Genomic DNA, 18,147 nt, shown 5'->3' with positions numbered 1-18,147 from the left:
GTATTCCCCGGACGGACAACAGGCGGGTCGGGCTGGACCTTCAGACTGTCTTACCGTTTTGCCGGATCGGGGGCGATCCATCCTTGCCTTGCGGTATATAGGGAGGTCTTATCCCGATCTCCACGGCGAATTGCAAGGATTTGCGTCATGTCCGGAGGGTGAAAGCGCCAGATCGGATGAAGATCGGATGAAACGGTGCCGGACGGATCGTCCGGCGCAAGCGCATCGGGAGCAGCGTCGCAATGGCGGCACGGACACGGATCTATCTGGATCACAACGCTGGCGCGCCCATGCGCCGGCAGGTGATCGAGTGTGTCCGCGATCTTGTCGGCGTGACCGGCAACGCCTCCTCCGTCCATGCCGAGGGGCGCGCGGCGCGCGCGCGCGTTGAGGCGGCCCGCGCCGATGTCGCGGCCCTGGCCGGTGTTCCGGCGGCACAGGTCACCTTCACCTCGGGTGCGAGTGAAGCCAACGTCACCGCGCTGTCGCCCGTGTGGCGCAAGGGGCGGGGCGACCTGCGGTTTTCACGCCTTCTCGTGGCGGCGAGCGAGCACGCCTCGGTTCTTTCCGGCGGCCGCTTCGCGAAGGACGACGTCGAGACGTTAGCGGTCGACGGCGAGGGCGTGATCGACCTCGCCGCGCTCGAGGCCCGGCTTGGGGAGCTCTCCTCAGCCGGCGAGACTGTGCTCGTGTCCGTCATGGCAGCGAACAACGAGACCGGCGTCATTCAGCCGCTCGCCGAGGTGGGACGGCTTGTGGAGGCCGCGGGCGCGCTCCTGCACGTGGATGCGGTGCAGGTCGCCGGGCGGCGCTTCATCGACATGGAAGCGTGGAAAGCGGCCAGCCTGTCGCTTTCGGCGCACAAGATCGGCGGTCCGCAAGGCGCGGGTGCGCTGGTGACCCGCCAGGCGGGGCTGAAGCCGCTTCCGCTGCTGACCGGTGGCGGCCAGGAGCACTGGGACCGCGCGGGGACGGAAAACGTCGCCGCCATCGCCGGATTCGGCGTCGCGGCCTCGCTTGCCGCGACGGAGCTTGGGACGTTTGGCGAAATTGCGGCACTTCGGGATGGTCTTGAGCAAGACGTTCGCCATATAAGCGGTAACGCGAAGGTCTTCGGACAGGGGGCGGAGAGGCTCGCCAACACGAGCTGCCTGGCGCTGCCGGGCGTTTCGGCGGAAACGGCGCTGATCGCGCTGGACCTCGACGGTGTCGCGGTCTCCTCGGGCTCCGCCTGTTCGAGCGGCAAGGTCGGCGTGTCGCATGTCCTGACCGCCATGGGCGTGGACGAGGCTCTTGCCCGCTGTGCCCTTCGCGTCAGCCTCGGACCCGCGACGACGCGGGCCGAGATAGAGGAATTTCTCGCCGCGTTGCGGCGGATATCGGACCGGGTTCTCGGGAAAACAGGCGCAGGGCGCGCCGCCTGAGATCCGGCCCAGGACGAGGGTGGCCCGTTTCCCTTACGGAAGCGGGGCGCCCATACACATAGTGTGACAACCCGCGGTCCTTGACACCGCAGCGGATGGAGACACGCAATGCCTGCTGTCCAGGAGACGATCGATCGTGTCCGCGCGATTGATGTCGATCAGTACAAGTACGGTTTCGTCACCGAAATCGAGTCCGACAAGGCCCCCAAGGGGCTGAACGAAGACATCATCCGGTTCATTTCCGCCAAGAAGGGCGAGCCGGAGTGGATGCTGGAATGGCGCCTCGAGGCGTACAAGCGCTGGCTCACCATGACCGAGCCGACCTGGGCGCGCGTTTCGTATCCCAAGATCGACTTCAACGACCTCTACTACTACGCCGCGCCGAAGTCCGCGCCGGCGCCCAAGAGCCTGGACGAGGTGGATCCGGAGCTTCTCGCCACCTATGAGAAGCTCGGCATTCCGCTGCAGGAGCAGGAAATCCTGGCCGGCGTCGAGCCGAAGAACCGGGTCGCGGTGGATGCCGTCTTCGACAGCGTGTCCGTTGTCACCACCTTCAAGGAAGAGCTGAAGAAGGCCGGCGTCATCTTCTGCTCGATCTCGGAAGCCCTGCGCGAGCATCCGGACCTGGTGAAGAAGTACCTCGGCACGGTGGTGCCGGTGACCGACAACTTCTATGCCACGCTGAACTCCGCCGTCTTCACCGACGGATCCTTCGTCTATGTGCCCGAGGGCGTTCGCTGCCCGATGGAACTGTCCACCTACTTCCGTATCAACGAGAAGAACACGGGCCAGTTCGAGCGCACGCTCATCATCGCGGACAAGGGCGCCTACGTCTCCTATCTGGAAGGCTGCACGGCTCCCCAGCGCGACGAGAACCAGCTTCACGCGGCCGTCGTCGAGCTCATCGCGCTCGATGACGCGGAGATCAAGTACTCGACCGTCCAGAACTGGTACCCGGGCGACAGCGAGGGCAAGGGCGGCATCTACAACTTCGTCACCAAGCGCGGCGACTGCCGGGGCAAGAACTCCAAGATCTCCTGGACCCAGGTCGAGACCGGGTCGGCGATCACCTGGAAGTATCCCTCCTGCATCCTGCGCGGCGAGAATTCGCGCGGCGAGTTCTATTCGATCGCGGTGTCCAACGGTCACCAGCAGATCGACAGCGGCACCAAGATGATGCACCTGGGCAAGAACTCCTCGAGCCGCATCATCTCCAAGGGCATCTCGGCGGGCTTCTCCGAGAACACCTACCGCGGCCTCGTTTCGGCGCATCGCAAGGCGTCGAACGCGCGCAACTTCACCCAGTGCGACAGCCTGCTGATCGGCGACAAGTGCGGCGCCCACACGGTGCCCTACATCGAGTCGAAGAACGCGACGGCCCAGTTCGAGCACGAGGCGACGACCTCCAAGATCTCGGACGACCAGATGTTCTACTGCCAGCAGCGCGGGCTCTCCGACGAGGAGGCGGTCGCCCTCATCGTCAACGGCTTCGTCAAGGACGTGATCCAGCAGCTTCCGATGGAGTTCGCGGTCGAAGCGCAGAAGCTGATCTCGATTTCGCTCGAAGGCTCGGTCGGCTGATGGGGCTCGCGGATTTCATCGATCTGTTTCTGACACCGATTGCTGGTGGTGTCGGGGCTTTTCTCGCCTTGCGGTATACGAAGATAGGCCCCGGGTTTACGCCGAAAGTGACGTTGGGCATCGCAGTCGCGGTCGCGGTTGCGTTGTTCGCCGTCAAAGTTGCGACGCGCTAGACGGCAATCCAATTCAGGGTGCGACAGTCATCGTCGACGCCCTTGAGACAAGCAGACAACCTTGGCGGAGCCCGGGAGGGTGTCCGGAACGGTATGAACAAGGACTACAAGATGCTTGAGATCAAGAACCTCCATGCCCGGATCGCCGACGACGGCACCGAGATCCTGCGCGGCATCGACCTCACCGTGAACGCGGGCGAGGTGCATGCCATCATGGGCCCGAACGGTTCGGGCAAGTCCACGCTCTCCTACATCCTCGCCGGCAAGTCCGACTACGAGGTGACGGAAGGCGACATCCTCTTCAACGGCGAGAGCATCCTGGAGATGGCGCCGGACGAGCGCGCCGCCACGGGCCTGTTCCTGGCCTTCCAGTACCCGATCGAGATTCCGGGCGTGGCGACGATGACGTTCCTCAAGACCGCGCTCAACGCGCAGCGCAAGGCGCGCGGCGAGGCCGAGCTTTCCACGCCGGAGTTCATGAAGGCGGTCAAGGAGAAGTCGGCCGAACTGCAGATCACGCCCGAGATGCTGCGCCGGCCGCTCAACGTCGGCTTCTCCGGCGGCGAGAAGAAGCGCTCCGAGATCCTTCAGATGGCGCTGCTGGAGCCGAAGCTCTGCGTGCTCGACGAGACGGATTCCGGCCTCGACATCGATGCGCTGAAGGTCGTCTCCGACGGCGTGAACCGTCTGCGTTCGCCCGAGCGCTCCTTTGTCGTCATCACCCACTACCAGCGCCTGCTCGACCATATCGTGCCGGATGTTGTGCATGTCCTGTCCAGGGGGCGCATCGTCAAGACCGGCGACAAGGATCTGGCGCTTGAGCTGGAGAAGAACGGGTACGCCGACTACATCGACGCGGCCGCGTGAGGCCGGACAAGGAGGCGGACATGAACATCGAAGCGAGACCGCTCGAGACCCGCGCCGAGACCGAGCTTGCCGAGGCATTCGACACGCTCAAGGCGAAGCTGCCCGGCGGCGAGGCCGTCGCGGCGAAGCGGACAGAGGCATTCGCGGACTTCCGCAAGGCTGGCCTGCCGCATCGCCGGGTCGAGGAGTGGAAATATTCCGACCTGCGCGCCCGTCTGAAGAGCGTGCCGGCCTTCGCCGCGCGCCGTGACACGGCCGCCGCCAGGACCCTGGTCGAGGCCCATGCGGGCACGTTCGGCGACGCCGAGCGGCATCGGCTCGTCATCGTCGACGGCCATTTCCACGCCGACCTGTCCGACGTCGAGGCGCTCGGAAAGGACGGCATCGCCGTGCGTCCCCTCGCCGAGGCGCTTGCCGACGAGGGTGCGGCGCTGATGGCCATGCCGGCGATCGCGAGCAACGATGCCGCCGTCGGCCTCAACGCGATCTTCTGCGCCGACGGCGTGGAGCTTGTCATCGCGGAGGGCGCCACGGTTTCGCGGCCGGTCGAGATCCTGCACGTGCAGGGCGGAGACCAGGCTGGCGCATCCGCCGAGCGCGTCGTGATCCGGGCCGGCAAGGGCTCGAGCGCAACCGTGTTCGAGACCTTCGTGGGCGGAACGGAGGGCACGTTCTCCAACACGCTGACCGACATCCGCGCGGCGGACGAGGCTGACCTTACGCTTGCCCGCCTGCAGGCGGAGGAGGCCGGAACGACCCACGTGGGCAGTGCCGTTGTCACGCTCGGCACGGCCTCCAACGTGAAGCTGATCGGCGCCGGCATCGGATCCGGCTTCGCCCGGCACCAGTCCTTCGTCACCTTCGAGGGCGAGAACGCGCGCGCCGACCTGCTCGGCATCACCATGGTTCGGGCGGGCCAGCACGTGGACCAGACGCTGGTCGTGGACCACGCCGTGCCCAACTGCGAGAGCACCGAGCTCTTCAAGACGGTGGTGGGCGAGGGCGCCAAGGGCATCTTCCAGGGCAAGATCATCGTGCGCCCCGACGCCCAGAAGACCGACGGTCAGATGATGACCCAGTCGTTGCTTCTGGCCGAGGATGCCGAGATGGCGCTGAAGCCGGAGCTGGAGATCTTCGCCGATGATGTCCAGTGCGCGCATGGCGCGACCAGCGGCGAGATCGACGAGGACCTGATGTTCTATCTTCAGGCCCGAGGCATCCCGGAAGCCGAGGCAAAGATGCTGCTCGTGCTCGCGTTCCTGTCGGAGGCGGTCGAGGAGATCGGTGACGAGACCATCGTCGAGGCCTTCGAGGCCCGCATCCGCGACTGGCTTTACGCAAGCGCCTGAGCGCGACCGAACAGGGGACCGGGCGCACTCCGCGCCCGGCTTCGCGGACTGACGAGAGCGGCCGGCCGGTCGGGTGACGGGCTGTCCGCCTCCAAGTGGAGTGATCCCATGACCATGACCGCGGAAGAGACCAGCGCTGCGGCGGCTCCCTATGATGTGGCGGAAATCCGCCGTGACTTCCCGATCCTGTCGCGCGAGGTCTATGGCAAGCCGCTCGTCTACCTCGACAACGGTGCTTCCGCGCAGAAGCCCCAGACGGTGATCGACGCGGTGAGCCGGGCCTATTCGCACGAATACGCCAACGTTCACCGGGGCCTGCACTATCTGTCGAACACGGCGACGGAGAACTTCGAGGCCGCGCGCGAGACCGTGCGCCGCTTTCTTAACGCCCCCTCCGTCGACGAGGTGATCTTCACCCGCTCGACCACCGAGGCGATCAATCTTGTTGCCCAGACGTTCGGAGCCGACGCGATCGGCGAGGGCGACGAGATCGTGCTCACGATCATGGAGCATCACTCCAACATCGTGCCCTGGCATTTCCTGCGCGAGCGCAACGGCGCCAAGATTCGCTGGGTGCCGGTGGAAGAGGACGGCTCGTTCTCCATGGAGGCCTTCGAGGCGACCCTGTCGCCACGCACGAAGATGATTGCCGTCACCCACATGTCCAACGTGCTGGGCACGGTGGTTCCGGTGAAGGAGATCTGCGCGCTTGCCCGCAGCCGTGGCATCCCGGTGCTGGTGGACGGCAGCCAGTCGGCGGTTCATCTTCCGGTGGATGTGCAGGACCTCGACTGCGACTTCTTCTGCTTCACCGGGCACAAGGTCTACGGCCCGTCGGGCATCGGCGTCCTGTGGGGCCGCATGGAGCTTCTGGAGAAGATGCGCCCGTTCAACGGCGGCGGCGAGATGATCCTCGACGTCACCGAGGACACGGTGACCTACAATGCGCCGCCGCACCTCTTCGAGGCCGGGACGCCGCCGATCGTCCAGGCGATCGGGCTGGCGGCCGCGCTCGACTACATGGACGGGATCGGGCGCGAGCGCATTGCCGCGCATGAGGCGGACCTGCGCGACTACGCGCAACAGCGGCTGAAGGAAATCAACTCGCTGCGCATTTTCGGCGAGGCCCCGGGCAAGGGTGCGATCATCTCGTTCGAGATGCAGGGCGTTCACGCCCATGACGTGTCGATGATCATCGACAGGGAAGGGGTTGCGGTGCGCGCCGGCACCCATTGCGCCCAGCCGCTGCTGCAGCGCTACGGCGTGACCTCCACCTGCCGGGCGAGCTTCGGGCTCTACAACACCCGCGAGGAGGTCGACGCCCTTGTGGCGGCGCTCCGCAAGGCCCATGATTTCTTCGCGTGAGAACCGGATGATGGACGATATGGCACAGGCAGAGACACGGGAAGCCCAGGCGATCGACGAGGACCACGCGACCGAGGTCCAGGCGTCGGCGACGGGATTTTCCCCCGAGGAGCTCCAGCAGCTGACCGACGACATCGTCGGGGCGCTCAAGACGGTCTACGACCCGGAGATTCCCTGCGACATCTATGAGCTCGGCCTCATCTACAAGGTCGATATCGAGGATGACCGGTCGGTCAAGATCGACATGACCCTGACCGCGCCGGGCTGTCCGGTCGCCGGCGAGATGCCCGGCTGGGTCGAGAATGCGGTCAACTCGGTCTCCGGCGTCGGTTCCGTCGAGGTGACGATGGTCTTCGATCCGCCATGGACGCCCGACCGCATGTCGGAAGAGGCGAAGATCGCTCTCAACTGGTACTGAGGGCGGGAAGGCGCGGTCTTTGCGGCCGCGGGATCTGGCGGTTCAAGGCCGATTGCACGCGGTGCTTTGCCTGAGCGTCCGCGCGGCCCTATATTGGGTGTAACGACGGTGGGAGCCGGCGATCCGTTTGATCCGTTTCGCTGCCCCTTTCGCGGATGACGCTCCCCGCGCCCGCGCAAGGCCCGCCTGCACAGGCGCTTGGCTGTTTCCCGATGGACAGGCGCCCACAGCGAATTGAGAGGACACATCATGGCGTCCAGATTCCAGGTTCTGAAGCTCACTGACGCGGCGGCCGAGCGCGTGCGCGAGATCGTCGAGGCGTCCGACAGGCCGGTGATCGGCCTGCGGGTCGGCATCAAGAAGGGCGGTTGCGCCGGGATGGAATATGCGATGGACCTCGTCGAGGAGGCAAAGCCCGGCGATGACGTCATCGACGACAAGGGGGTGAAGATCTTCGTGGATCCGTCCGCTGTCCTGTTCCTGCTCGGCACGGAGATGGACCACGAGACGACGAAGTTCCGCTCGGGCTTCGTGTTCCGCAATCCCAACGAGGTGTCCGCCTGTGGTTGCGGCGAGTCGGTCAATCTGGTCCCCGCCGAAGAGGCCGGAGCGCCCGCTCAGGGCTGATCAGGATCCGCTACCCCCGGAAAGCTGGCATTGCAGGTTTTGCGGCTTGAGACCGGAAAGGGGATGGCTGGTGACTGCAGGCTGGCAGGTTTGGGCGTTCGGGGCGGCGGCATTCGCCGCGCTCACTGCCATCTTCGCGAAGGTCGGCGTGGAAGGCGTTCCCTCTGACTATGCAACCCTCATCAGAACCGTCGTCATTCTGGCGCTCGTGGCCGGCATCGTTGCCGTGACGGGCGAGTACAAGCCGTTGCACGAGATTTCGGGGCGGACGCTCGTATTTCTCGTGCTATCCGGTCTCGCGACGGGAGCGTCGTGGCTTTGCTATTTTCGTGCCCTGAAACTTGCGGACGCCAGCCGTGTCGCTCCGGTCGACAAGCTCAGCGTCGTGCTTGTCGCTGTATTTGGGGCGCTGTTTCTGGGGGAACGGCTGGAAGCCAGGGCGTGGCTTGGCGTCGGCCTGATCTTCGTGGGCGTACTGCTGGTGATGGCCCGAAAGTGAGGGCGGCTTTCCGGTGTCACGCCACGCGGATGTCGGTTTCCACGTCGGGGTCGGTCTCGCAACGCACCAGGTTCCGGCCCGCCGCCTTTGCGGCGTAGAGGGCGGCATCGGCACGCGCGATCATCGATTGAACGGTATCCTGGGCGACGAACGATGAGACGCCGATCGAAATCGTGATGCGGCCGAGGTTTTCGCCGGTCGAACGCTTCACCAGTTCCTTGGTCAGAACCGCGCGGCGAATGTGCTCGGCAACCGTCACCGCCTGGCGCAGCGACGTGTGCGGCAGGAGCACCGCGAACTCCTCACCGCCATAGCGGCAGGCGACGTCATGGCCCTTGACGTTCTGCTTTACCGCCAGCGCCACGAGGCGCAGCACCTGGTCGCCGGTCTGGTGGCCGTAGGTGTCGTTGAACTTCTTGAAGTGATCGATGTCGGTGAGCAACAACGCCATCGGTTCGCGGGAGTGCCCGGCCTCGCGCACCATGCGCTCGATGGTCTGGTCGAAATGGCGACGGTTGCTCAGCGTCGTGAGTTCGTCGGTCAGCGACTCGTGCCGGATCGCCTCGAGGCTTTCCTGCAGCTCCTCGATCTGGCGACGGGAGTCGACAAGCTGTGTCTCGAGGGCCTGATTGGCATCGGCCGACTTCTTGGTCGCCGAGACCATGTGGGAAATGAGAGCCTTGAGCTGCTTGGGGTCCTTGAGCTGCTCCAGCTCGGACTGGGCGCCGGCAAGCGAGGCGCCGTATTCGGCGACCGAATCCGCGTTGCGCGTCAGAAGGTCCACCATGCTGTGGATCTCGTCGGAGATCTTTTCGCCGACCTCGTCGATGCGGTCGCCGAGCTTCGTCGGCGACAGGAAGCTGTTGTAGATCTGCTGCAGCTGCTCGGTGGAGATCGGCTTTCCACTTCCCGCGACCTCGTTCACCGCCCGGTTGAGTGAATGGTTGAAGCCGGCGGCATAGGTGTACCAGAGCTCGTAGAAGCGCGGGTAGGCAGGGAGCGTGTTCTTGCGGATGTAGTTCAGCGCTGCGTCGCCGTAGACGATCGTTCGCTTATGGTCTTCTTCCTGGGCCATAGCATATCCATCGTGAGCGCCAAAACGGCGTGAGCGCTGGAGGCAATCCTTGCCAGGCGCGCGAAATGAGTTTTGCAGTCAAGCCTTAATTCACGGTTAAATTTCCGCAACGGCAAGCGCTTGAACACCGTAAATATTGACAAATTTCTCGAGGGCGCGAAAGGCGCCCAAACTTGTGATCCAAACAAAAAAGGGCGGGCCGGAGGCCCACCCTTGTGTCTTCAGCCGGTCTTCTTGGTCGCGCGGGGGTCGCGCAGAAGGAAGGCCGGAACGTGGTCCCCGAGCCCGATCACCGGCTCGTCGTCCCTGTCCTGGCCACGCCGGCGGCCGGACTTGTTGTTGTTGTCGTTGCGACGGTTGTTGCGCGGCTCGCCGGCGTTCGCCGACCCTTGGGCGGACTGGCGCGTCCGGCGTCCGCCGTTCTCGCCACGATTGCCGCGCGGCTGCTTGTCGCCACCGCCGCCTGGCTGCTCGGAGGCCTCGACAGCCTGCTCGACGGGCTTCTTGTCCTGAGCCTTCTTCTCCGGCGCCTTGCGGGCGGAGGAGGCCTTCTCGGCCTTGTCGCTGCCGCCTGCCTTGTCGGCGGCAGCGCCGCGCGAGCGTCCACGACCCGACTTGCGCCGGTCTCCGCGATCGCCCTCGGCGTCAAAGTCCACCGGGTCGCCCAGCCACTCGATCGGCTTCTCGATCAGCTTCTCGATACCGGCCAGATATTTCTGGTCGTTCGGTGTGATGATCGACAGGGCCGCACCGCTTCGCCCGGCGCGTCCCGTGCGCCCGATGCGATGGACATAGTCCTCGGCATGGGTGGGAATGTCGTAGTTGAAGACATGGCTCACGGCCGGAATGTCGAGGCCGCGCGCGGCCACGTCACTGGCCACCAGCAGCTTCAGGTCACCGTTGCGGTACTGGTCGAGTGTCGCCATGCGCGAGCGCTGATCCATGTCGCCGTGCAGGGCGCCGACCGAATAGCCATGGCGCTGCAGGGAGCGGAACACCGTCTGCACGTCACGCTTCCGGTTGCAGAAGATGATGGCATTGGTGAGCGCGTCGCCGGCCTCGTCGATCAGACCGCGCAGGGTCTCGCGCTTGGCTGCGTCCTTGCTGTCCGAGGCGACGATGTTCTGCTTCACGGTTTCCGCCGTGGAAGAGGCGCGGGCGACCTCCACCCGGGCGGGGGCGTGAAGGAACGTATCCACGAGGCGCTGGATCTCCGGCGGCATGGTGGCCGAGAAGAACAGCGTCTGCCGGGTGAAGGGGATCAGCTTGCAGATACGCTCGATGTCCGGGATGAACCCCATGTCGAGCATACGGTCGGCTTCGTCGATGACGAGGATCTCGACACCCTGCAGCATGAGCTTGCCACGCTCGGTGTGGTCGAGCAGGCGTCCCGGCGTGGCGATGAGAACGTCGACGCCGCGATCCAGCTTCTTGTCCTGGTCGCCGAAGGAGGTACCGCCGATCAGCAAGGCCACGTTGAGCTTGTGATTGACGCCGTACTTGTTGAAGTTCTCCTCGACCTGGGCCGCGAGCTCGCGCGTCGGCTCCAGAATGAGCGTACGCGGCATCCGCGCCCTGGCGCGCCCCTTCTCCAGAAGGGTCAGCATCGGCAGGGTGAAGGATGCGGTCTTGCCCGTGCCCGTCTGGGCCAGGCCAAGCACATCGCGCTTCTGCAGGACGTAAGGGATCGCCTCAGCCTGAATGGCTGTCGGTTCGGTGTACCCAGCGGCCTCGACGGCAGCGAGCACTTTTTCGCTCAATCCAAGTGAGGAAAAGGACATATTACCTTGTGATCAAGACGGGTCGGATGGACCGGTTAACCTTGCCGGCGTCTGCTGTTTGCTTGCGACCGGAACCTTCGGCGCGCACACTACAGTTTCGAAGGAAATTGTCAATCTTCCTAAGGTTCGGACGGCGAACCTGAAAGAAATTTGCCTTTCGGCCGGAGCCCGGACCCGTATCAGTTACTTGCGGGACGAAATATGTAAGCGGCGGGATTCTCGTTCTCGAGGAAGAGTTCGTAGGTGGTTTCCTCACCGTCGGCCTCGCGCATGTCGACGAATGCGGCCACCCCGAGTTCGTCGCTCTCGCTGCGCAGTCCGGTCACGCGTCCGCCGATCGCGCCGGCTTCCGACACTTCGTCGATGTCCTGTCCGTCGGAGGTGGAACGGCCGATGAACAACCGGTCGCCCTGGGTTTCACGCACGACATAGAACCCGGTTCCGCTGCCTTCGGGACCGGGCACACGGCTGAGCGCCTGAACATTCCCGGGAAGCTGGGAGAGCAGGGCAGTCAGCCCGTCGGCCGAGGCCGGGAGCGCCTGAAACAGGAGGCCAGCGGTGGTCGCGAGCCCGGCGGCCCCGAGAAGGGAGTGTCGCATCATTACGCCTTTCCCGTTGCTCCGCTGCCGACCGAGGTCGGGTCGAAGGTCCAGTCGTCCCCCGCCGCAGCGCCGGAACCGGATTTCGGCGTCGTGGGATAGAAGCGCGCATAGTCCTTGCGGTAGCGCCGGCGAACTGCCTGGACAAGGGGCGCGGGCAGGCTCGACGCGAGCTTGGTGACGGCCTCGGCGTCGGGATCGATGCCGAGCGAAAGAGCGCCGATGTCGGGACCTTCGTTTGCCAGGATCCGGCGTCGAACCACGTTCCAGTCCGTCTTGCGGTTCTCGTAGCGGATGAAATGAGAGGGCAGGAGCCGTCCCTTGTAGGTCAGTATGGCGCTTTGGCTGCGGATCGAATTCGGACTTTTCCAGTCCGGTGTCCGGCAGACCGCGGCGGCAAACGCCTCGAAGCCGTCCTCGCCGGCAAGTGCGCCGGCGCCTGCGGGGATCTTTCCGCGAACGCAGGCAAGGTAGCTTGCCGCCAGTCGCGACAGGGGATCGCGAAGCACGGTGAAGACGATGGCATCGGGGAAGCGGCGGGTAAGCTGGCGAGCCGACAGCAGCGTCAGCCCGTCAGTCCAGTCGCGAAGGGTTCCGGTCGCATAGGCCGGTCCCTGAGGCGCACCGGCATCGGCGAGGCGCAACAGCGCCGAGCGAATGGAATGATCAGCGGAGTGGGGCGTGCGGCAATACGCCAGCCCCGCACCCTCCAGAACCAGAAAGTGATGGTCGTTGAGGGGGCGCCGCCTTCTTTGATAGGCCCTGAGGAGCGGCTGCAGCACGATGAATCCTTCCCAACTGCCCCCGTGCGACCGGAGGAGTGTTGATTCGCCATCCCTTCCCTTTGACATCATGACACTATGGCCGGAGCATGTCGCGCTGCGAAAACAACCTATGCTCCGGGCCGTAAGCGCTTTCCTCAGATGTCGAGTTCCTCGGCGAACTGGGCGTTTTCCTGAATGAAGACGAAACGCGCCTCGGGCTTGTTGCCCATCAGGCGTTCCACGGCGTCCCGCGTTCCCTCCGCGCCTGCCTCGTCGACCTTCACCCGCAAGAGCGTGCGGCGCGACGGATCCATGGTGGTTTCCTTGAGCTGGGCGGGAAGCATCTCGCCAAGGCCCTTGAAGCGCCCGATTTCCACCTTCGCGTTGGCGCGGAACTCTGACTTGAGCAATGCGTCCTTGTGCGCGTCGTCCCGGGCGTAGAGCGTGCGTCCGCCCTGGCTCAGCCTGTAGAGCGGAGGCACGGCCAGATAGAGGTGTCCCTCGCGGATGAGATCCGGCATCTCGCGGTAGAAGAAGGTTATGAGCAGGGACGCGATGTGCGCGCCGTCCACGTCGGCATCGGTCATGATGACGACCTTGTCGTAGCGAAGGTCCGCCTGGCGATAGGACTTCCCGGTGCCGCAGCCGAGCGCCTGGATGAGGTCGGCGAGCTGCTGGTTCGCGACCAGCTTGTCGCGGCCGGCACTTGCGACGTTCAGGATCTTGCCGCGCAACGGCAGCACCGCCTGGGTCTTGCGGTTGCGCGCCTGCTTGGCCGAGCCGCCGGCCGAATCGCCCTCGACGATGAAGATTTCCGACCCGTCCGCCTGGGTGGAGGAACAGTCGGCGAGCTTGCCTGGCAGGCGCAGCTTGCGCACCGCCGTCTTGCGCGCCACGTCCTTTTCCTGGCGGCGGCGCAGCCGCTCGTCGGCTCGCTCGATAACCCATTCCAGAAGCCTGTTGGCCTGGTTCGGGGAGGCGGTCAGCCAATGGTCGAAGGCATCGCGCACCGCGCCTTCCACGATGCGGGCCGCTTCCGCCGTCGCGAGCTTGTCCTTCGTCTGGCCGACGAACTCAGGTTCCCGGATGAAGACGGACAGCATGGAGCCCGCCGACGTGATGACGTCGTCGCCGGTGATGACCGACGCCTTCTTGTTGCCGGTCAGCTCGCCATAGGCCTTGAGGCCGCGCAACAGCGCGCTTCTGAGGCCGGCTTCATGCGATCCGCCCTCGGGCGTCGGCACCGTGTTGCAATAGGACCGCGTGAAGCCGTCGCCAGCGAACCAGGACACGGCCCATTCGACCGCGCCATGACGACCCGTCTCGCGGGTACGCCCGGCGAAGATGTCGTCGACGACCCTGCGCTCGCCTGTCAGCGCCTCGCCGAGGTAGTCGCGCAAGCCACCGGGAAAGTGGAAGGTGGCCTGGGCCTCGATCCCGTCCTTCTCGTCAATGAGCTCCGGGTCGCAGCGCCAGCGGATCTCCACGCCGGAAAAGAGATAGGCCTTGGAGCGGGCCATCTTGAACAGTCGAGCGGGCTTGAAGGTCGCGCCCTTGCCGAAGATCTCCTCGTCGGGACGGAAGCGCACCAAGGTGCCGCGACGGTTCTGGACGTCGCCCACCGTCTCGAGCGGGCCCTGGGCCAGGCCGCGACGGAACACCTGACGGTAGAGTTTGCGCGCGCGCGCGACCTCCACGACCAGTTCCTCCGACAGCGCGTTGACGACGGACACGCCGACGCCGTGCAGGCCGCCCGAGGTCTCGTAGACCTTGCTGTCGAATTTTCCGCCCGCATGCAGCGTGGTCATGATGACCTCGAGCGCGGACTTGTCGCGGTGCTTGGGATGAGGGTCCACGGGGATGCCGCGCCCGTTGTCGGCAACGCTCAGCGTGCCGTCCGCGGAGAGCGTGACCTCAATCCAGCTCGCATGGCCGGCGACCGCCTCGTCCATGGAGTTGTCGATCACTTCGGCGAAGAGGTGGTGCAGCGCGCGTTCGTCGGTTCCGCCGATATACATGCCCGGACGCCGGCGAACCGGCTCCAGCCCCTCCAGCACCTCGATGTCGGCCGCCGTGTAGTCGGACGGCTCGCTTCTGTCGCGAGCAACCGGCTCCCGTTTCGATGGCCTGGCACGCGCCGCCGGCTTCTCGGGCGTTGCCGGAGCCCCGGAGGACGCGGGGGAGGAGTTGAACAGGTCGTCGTTTGCGGTCATGCGATTTCCGAAAGAGGTGGCGCAGGCAGTTTCTTGCCGGCGCAAGGCGCTTGCTGCCGTGTGCTACCCGATGCGGACAGGAACGGCAACGCGCCCTTGCGGCACACGGATGTTTACTGAACTGCGAATCGACGCTGATTCTGCCAATCCGCAAAGCTTCATGCAAAGCTTCCCGCGTCGGACGCCTCCGTCCACGGGAGGGAACGTTTCCGGGAACCGTTTTTCAACTCCTGCCGGCTACAGTCGTGGCAACGGATCCGGAGAGGTTCGAGGCCGTTCGCCCTGTTGTTGAGGAGGCTTGCATGAGGGACACCCCCCGTTGTCGCGCTGGCAGGATCGATCTTGTCGCCGCCGGAATGCTTTTTGCTCAGGCGCTGGTGTTTGTGGTGCTTGGCTGAGGTGCTGCGTGGAGACCTTCTGTTGCGGGGGTGCCACACCTGCCGCAGAGTCACGAGTAAGGCCCGGAATCGTGGCATTGATGCCCCCTTTCGGCCATTTTTCGGCAGCCTCAGTGTTGTATGAAATCGGGATGCGGGCATGTTCCGGCCCGTTTGCGGATGATCGCTCGATTGGCGGTTTCATCCATTCGGAAGCCGGTTCGCTCGGGCGGGCGGTTTCGAAAATGGACATTGCGCGATCAGCGCATGTCGCATGGGGCAGGGGCGTGGAAACGAACGAAGGGCGTACGGGTACAAGGTCCCGGAGCGGACGGCCCTGCGCGAGGCGGTCGAGAATGCGTATCACGTTTGTGCAGATCTTGGGGGGGATGCTGATCGCGACGGGGCTTGCCGGCCCGGTCGCGGCCCAGGAGACGGCTGCGGAGGCCGCCGCGCGCATGTCCGGCGCGGCTCCGGCCAATGATGACCTGACCCCGACCGAGGCCTTGCGCGCGGGAACCCGCTTTTATTACGCGGGCGAGAAGAAGCGTGCCCTCGACTCCTTGCGGTTCGCCGCCGAGCAGGGGCATCCGCTCGCTGCCTGGAAACTCGGGCGTATGTATTCGCGTGGCGATGGCGTCAAGGAAGACGACATCAAGGCGTTCGAGTACTTCAGCCAGATCGCCTCGAATTTTGCCGACGACAGTCCGAGCTCGCCGCGCGCGCCCTTCATCGCGAGCGCCTTCGTCGAGCTGGGCTCCTATTATCTCACCGGTATCAATGACAGTGCGATCCGGCCGAACCTGACCCGGGCGCGCGAGATCTTCACGTATGCCGCCAGCTATTTCGGCGATGCGGATGCACAGTTCCATCTCGGAATGCTCTATCTCGACGAACGCGACCGCGACACCACCATGGCGGCGCGCTGGCTGAAGCTTGCCGCGCAGAAGGGGCACCTGGCCGCGCAGGCGCGGCTTGGCGAGCTGCTTTTCAACGGCGACTTCGGTGGAGATGGCGCGAGAGCGGCGGGCCTTATGTGGCTCACCGTTGCGGGCAAGCGCGCCAATCGCCCCGACGATCACTGGATTTCGGATCTGCACGAACGCTGCTTCGGTCTCGCCTCCGAGCCCGTGCGTCGGCGCGCGTCGCAGATGGCGGAGAAGTGGTTTTCCGCAAATCCGGGTGTCCTGGCCCACAACTCCCAATAGTGTCCATGCGGCGCCGTGTCTCCTCTGACGCAGCGTCCAGTGAGGCCGGCGGTCTCACCCGACAATCCTGCCTTGTATTTTGTGCTCAGCTTTCGGAACGATCCATGCTAGCATGAAACATGCTGTACGCAGGATCAGGGACTGGTTTGCTGCGGTCCGGAAGGTGTTTTGCCTTCCTCCGGCAGATCTGTTTTGCGTTGCTGATACTTGCTCTTGCGCCGCTCGTCGTGCCGTCGCCGGCCAGAAGTGACGATGAGCGGAGGCGGCTTCCCGCCCCGCAATCGATGAACTCCCGAGCCATGGGCCTTGTGGCGACACCTGCGGCGGGCGGGCGCAATTGCACTTGCCGCTATTTCGGGCAGGATTTCAGTTTGGGCACCACCGTCTGCCTCAAGGGGCCGGACGGGCCGCGACTGGCGCGCTGCGCCATGAACCAGAACAACACGTCCTGGAAGGTGCTCGAACAGTCATGCCCCTCGGCCGGTCTGGAGCGGGGCAGGGGTCAGGCGGCCATCTCCACCCACACAGGCACATGGTCCGACGGCTTCTCCCAGCCGCGCACATGGGCGTCGATCCCGACGCGCTCCAGCTTGTCGGCCGCTTCCGGCGCAAGCAGGATGTGATCGATGCGGATGCCGTTGTTCTTTTGCCAGGCGCCGGCCTGATAATCCCAGAAACTGTAGACATCGGCACCGGTCGTCGCCGCGCGTACGGCGTCGGTGAAGCCGAGTGAGAGAAGCGCGCGGAAGGCCTGCCGGCTTTCCGGCTGGAACAGCGCATCCCCGGTCCAGGCTTCGGGATTGCGCGCGTCCACCGGGTCCGGGATCACGTTGTAATCGCCAAGCAGCATGAAGCGTTCCTCGCGTGACAACATGTCCCGGGCGTGGGCATGAAGCCGCTTCATCCATGAGAGCTTGTAGTCGAACTTCGGCGTGCCGAGCGGGTTCCCGTTGGGCAGATACAGGCCGCCGACCCGCAACGGGCGCGAACCTGTCGCAAAGACGGCCTCGATGTAACGGGCCTGTTCGTCGTCGGGGTCCCCGGGCAGACCGCGCGAAACGCTTTCGGGCTTCTCGCGGCTGAGGATGGCGACGCCGTTGAAGCCCTTCTGGCCGTGGGTCTCGACATGGTAACCGAGCTCGACGAAGCGCTCGGCCGGAAAGCCCTCGTCTACCGACTTGATCTCCTGAAGGCACACGATGTCCGGCGTCGCTTCCTGAAGCCAGGCCAGCGCGGTTTCCAGGCGCGCCTTCACGCCATTGATGTTCCAGGTCGCGATCTTCACCGGTGCTGGCCTTTCTGGTGGCATCGGCCGCACGCGGCCGGGCAGGGATGTGAGATGGCGGTCAGATCGAGAAGCTGGTGCCGCAGCCGCAGCCTGCCGCCGCGAGCGGGTTCTTGATCTGGAACGCCTGTCCCATGATGTCGTCGACGAAGTCGATCTCCGATCCGCTCATGTAGTCGAGCGAGATCGCATCGATCAGCACCGTGGCGCCGTCGCGCTCCAGGACGAGATCGTCGTCCTCACGTGTCGTGACCAGGTCATACTTGTACTGGAAACCGGAGCAGCCGCCGCCTTCCACGCTGATGCGCAGCATGGTGCCGTCGGCTTCCTTCTCGAGGATGCGCGCAATGCGGCGAACCGCACTGTCGCTCATGGTGACCGGCTGGGCCGGGGTCGCGGGGGGCTGTGTGCCAGCGTTGAGTTCCTGCATGGTCCTGTCTCCCATGGCACGAAGGGCGGGCATGCGGCCGTGGCCGGGAATGCCCCTGTATGGCCGGATGGTGGCGGGATCGCGCGGATTTTTCACGCGCGCCCGTGCCGGC

16 protein-coding genes are annotated in these 18,147 nt (G+C 65.0%); 9 read left to right on the top strand and 7 right to left on the bottom strand.

Annotation, left to right across the window (positions count from 1 at the left end):
* Positions 1-242: 242 nt before the first annotated feature.
* The 8 genes from ACYX4S_RS09915 (at position 243) to ACYX4S_RS09880 (ending at position 8,303) form a co-directional block, all read left to right on the top strand.
* A complete protein-coding gene (locus tag ACYX4S_RS09915; RefSeq protein WP_476362776.1) occupies positions 243-1,424 on the top strand; it encodes a cysteine desulfurase family protein in 1,182 nt (393 codons plus the stop codon).
* 108 nt (positions 1,425-1,532) lie between these two features.
* The gene (gene sufB, locus ACYX4S_RS09910; protein WP_293723035.1) at positions 1,533-3,005 is read left to right on the top strand and encodes a Fe-S cluster assembly protein SufB; all 1,473 of its coding nucleotides are present in this window, start codon (positions 1,533-1,535) and stop codon (positions 3,003-3,005) included.
* A 284-nt stretch (positions 3,006-3,289) separates the two neighbouring features.
* Positions 3,290-4,045 carry a Fe-S cluster assembly ATPase SufC gene (gene sufC, locus ACYX4S_RS09905; RefSeq protein WP_293723452.1) on the top strand — a complete coding sequence of 252 codons (756 nt, stop codon included), beginning with the start codon at positions 3,290-3,292 and terminating at the stop codon, positions 4,043-4,045.
* 20 nt (positions 4,046-4,065) lie between these two features.
* Positions 4,066-5,394: a Fe-S cluster assembly protein SufD gene (gene sufD, locus ACYX4S_RS09900; protein ID WP_476362775.1), complete on the top strand. Its 1,329-nt coding sequence runs from the start codon at positions 4,066-4,068 to the stop codon at positions 5,392-5,394.
* A 114-nt stretch (positions 5,395-5,508) separates the two neighbouring features.
* Positions 5,509-6,759: a cysteine desulfurase gene (locus ACYX4S_RS09895; RefSeq protein WP_476362849.1), complete on the top strand. Its 1,251-nt coding sequence runs from the start codon at positions 5,509-5,511 to the stop codon at positions 6,757-6,759.
* A gap of 10 nt (positions 6,760-6,769) precedes the next feature.
* A complete protein-coding gene (locus ACYX4S_RS09890; RefSeq protein WP_476362848.1) occupies positions 6,770-7,177 on the top strand; it encodes an SUF system Fe-S cluster assembly protein in 408 nt (135 codons plus the stop codon).
* Between the two features lie 249 nt (positions 7,178-7,426).
* Positions 7,427-7,804, top strand: a complete 378-nt coding sequence (gene sufA, locus ACYX4S_RS09885) for a Fe-S cluster assembly scaffold SufA (protein ID WP_293723046.1) — start codon at positions 7,427-7,429, stop codon at positions 7,802-7,804.
* Positions 7,805-7,874: 70 nt separating this feature from the next.
* The gene (locus ACYX4S_RS09880; RefSeq protein WP_476362774.1) at positions 7,875-8,303 is read left to right on the top strand and encodes an EamA family transporter; all 429 of its coding nucleotides are present in this window, start codon (positions 7,875-7,877) and stop codon (positions 8,301-8,303) included.
* A 16-nt stretch (positions 8,304-8,319) separates the two neighbouring features.
* On the opposite strand, the gene ACYX4S_RS09875 is transcribed toward ACYX4S_RS09880, so the two are convergent.
* From ACYX4S_RS09875 to parE, 5 genes are all read right to left on the bottom strand, one after another.
* Positions 8,320-9,378, bottom strand: coding sequence for a GGDEF domain-containing protein (locus ACYX4S_RS09875; protein WP_476362773.1), 1,059 nt, complete (start codon positions 9,376-9,378; stop codon positions 8,320-8,322).
* 221 nt (positions 9,379-9,599) lie between these two features.
* Positions 9,600-11,159 (bottom strand): DEAD/DEAH box helicase, encoded by a 1,560-nt coding sequence (locus tag ACYX4S_RS09870; protein WP_476362772.1) that lies wholly within the window; start codon positions 11,157-11,159, stop codon positions 9,600-9,602.
* 179 nt (positions 11,160-11,338) lie between these two features.
* The gene (locus tag ACYX4S_RS09865) at positions 11,339-11,761 is read right to left on the bottom strand and encodes a hypothetical protein (RefSeq protein WP_293723054.1); all 423 of its coding nucleotides are present in this window, start codon (positions 11,759-11,761) and stop codon (positions 11,339-11,341) included.
* The gene (locus tag ACYX4S_RS09860; RefSeq protein WP_476362771.1) at positions 11,761-12,540 is read right to left on the bottom strand and encodes a sulfotransferase family 2 domain-containing protein; all 780 of its coding nucleotides are present in this window, start codon (positions 12,538-12,540) and stop codon (positions 11,761-11,763) included. Before ACYX4S_RS09860 ends, ACYX4S_RS09865 begins: the two co-directional genes overlap by 1 nt.
* Positions 12,541-12,677: 137 nt before the next feature.
* Complete coding sequence (gene parE, locus ACYX4S_RS09855; protein WP_476362770.1) at positions 12,678-14,735, bottom strand: DNA topoisomerase IV subunit B; 2,058 nt, start codon at positions 14,733-14,735, stop codon at positions 12,678-12,680.
* A 733-nt stretch (positions 14,736-15,468) separates the two neighbouring features.
* Between parE and ACYX4S_RS09850 the strand changes: the two genes are divergently transcribed.
* The gene (locus ACYX4S_RS09850; protein ID WP_476362769.1) at positions 15,469-16,320 is read left to right on the top strand and encodes a tetratricopeptide repeat protein; all 852 of its coding nucleotides are present in this window, start codon (positions 15,469-15,471) and stop codon (positions 16,318-16,320) included.
* A gap of 502 nt (positions 16,321-16,822) precedes the next feature.
* Here ACYX4S_RS09850 and xth read toward each other — a convergent pair.
* Positions 16,823-17,605, bottom strand: a complete 783-nt coding sequence (gene xth / locus ACYX4S_RS09845; protein WP_476362768.1) for an exodeoxyribonuclease III — start codon at positions 17,603-17,605, stop codon at positions 16,823-16,825.
* Positions 17,606-17,666: 61 nt separating this feature from the next.
* Positions 17,667-18,035, bottom strand: coding sequence for an iron-sulfur cluster insertion protein ErpA (erpA, locus tag ACYX4S_RS09840; RefSeq protein WP_293723067.1), 369 nt, complete (start codon positions 18,033-18,035; stop codon positions 17,667-17,669).
* Positions 18,036-18,147 lie beyond the last annotated feature (112 nt).

The organism is Stappia sp. ABD4_338 (assembly GCF_056312175.1).
This window is presented reverse-complemented; position numbering and strand designations above follow the sequence as displayed.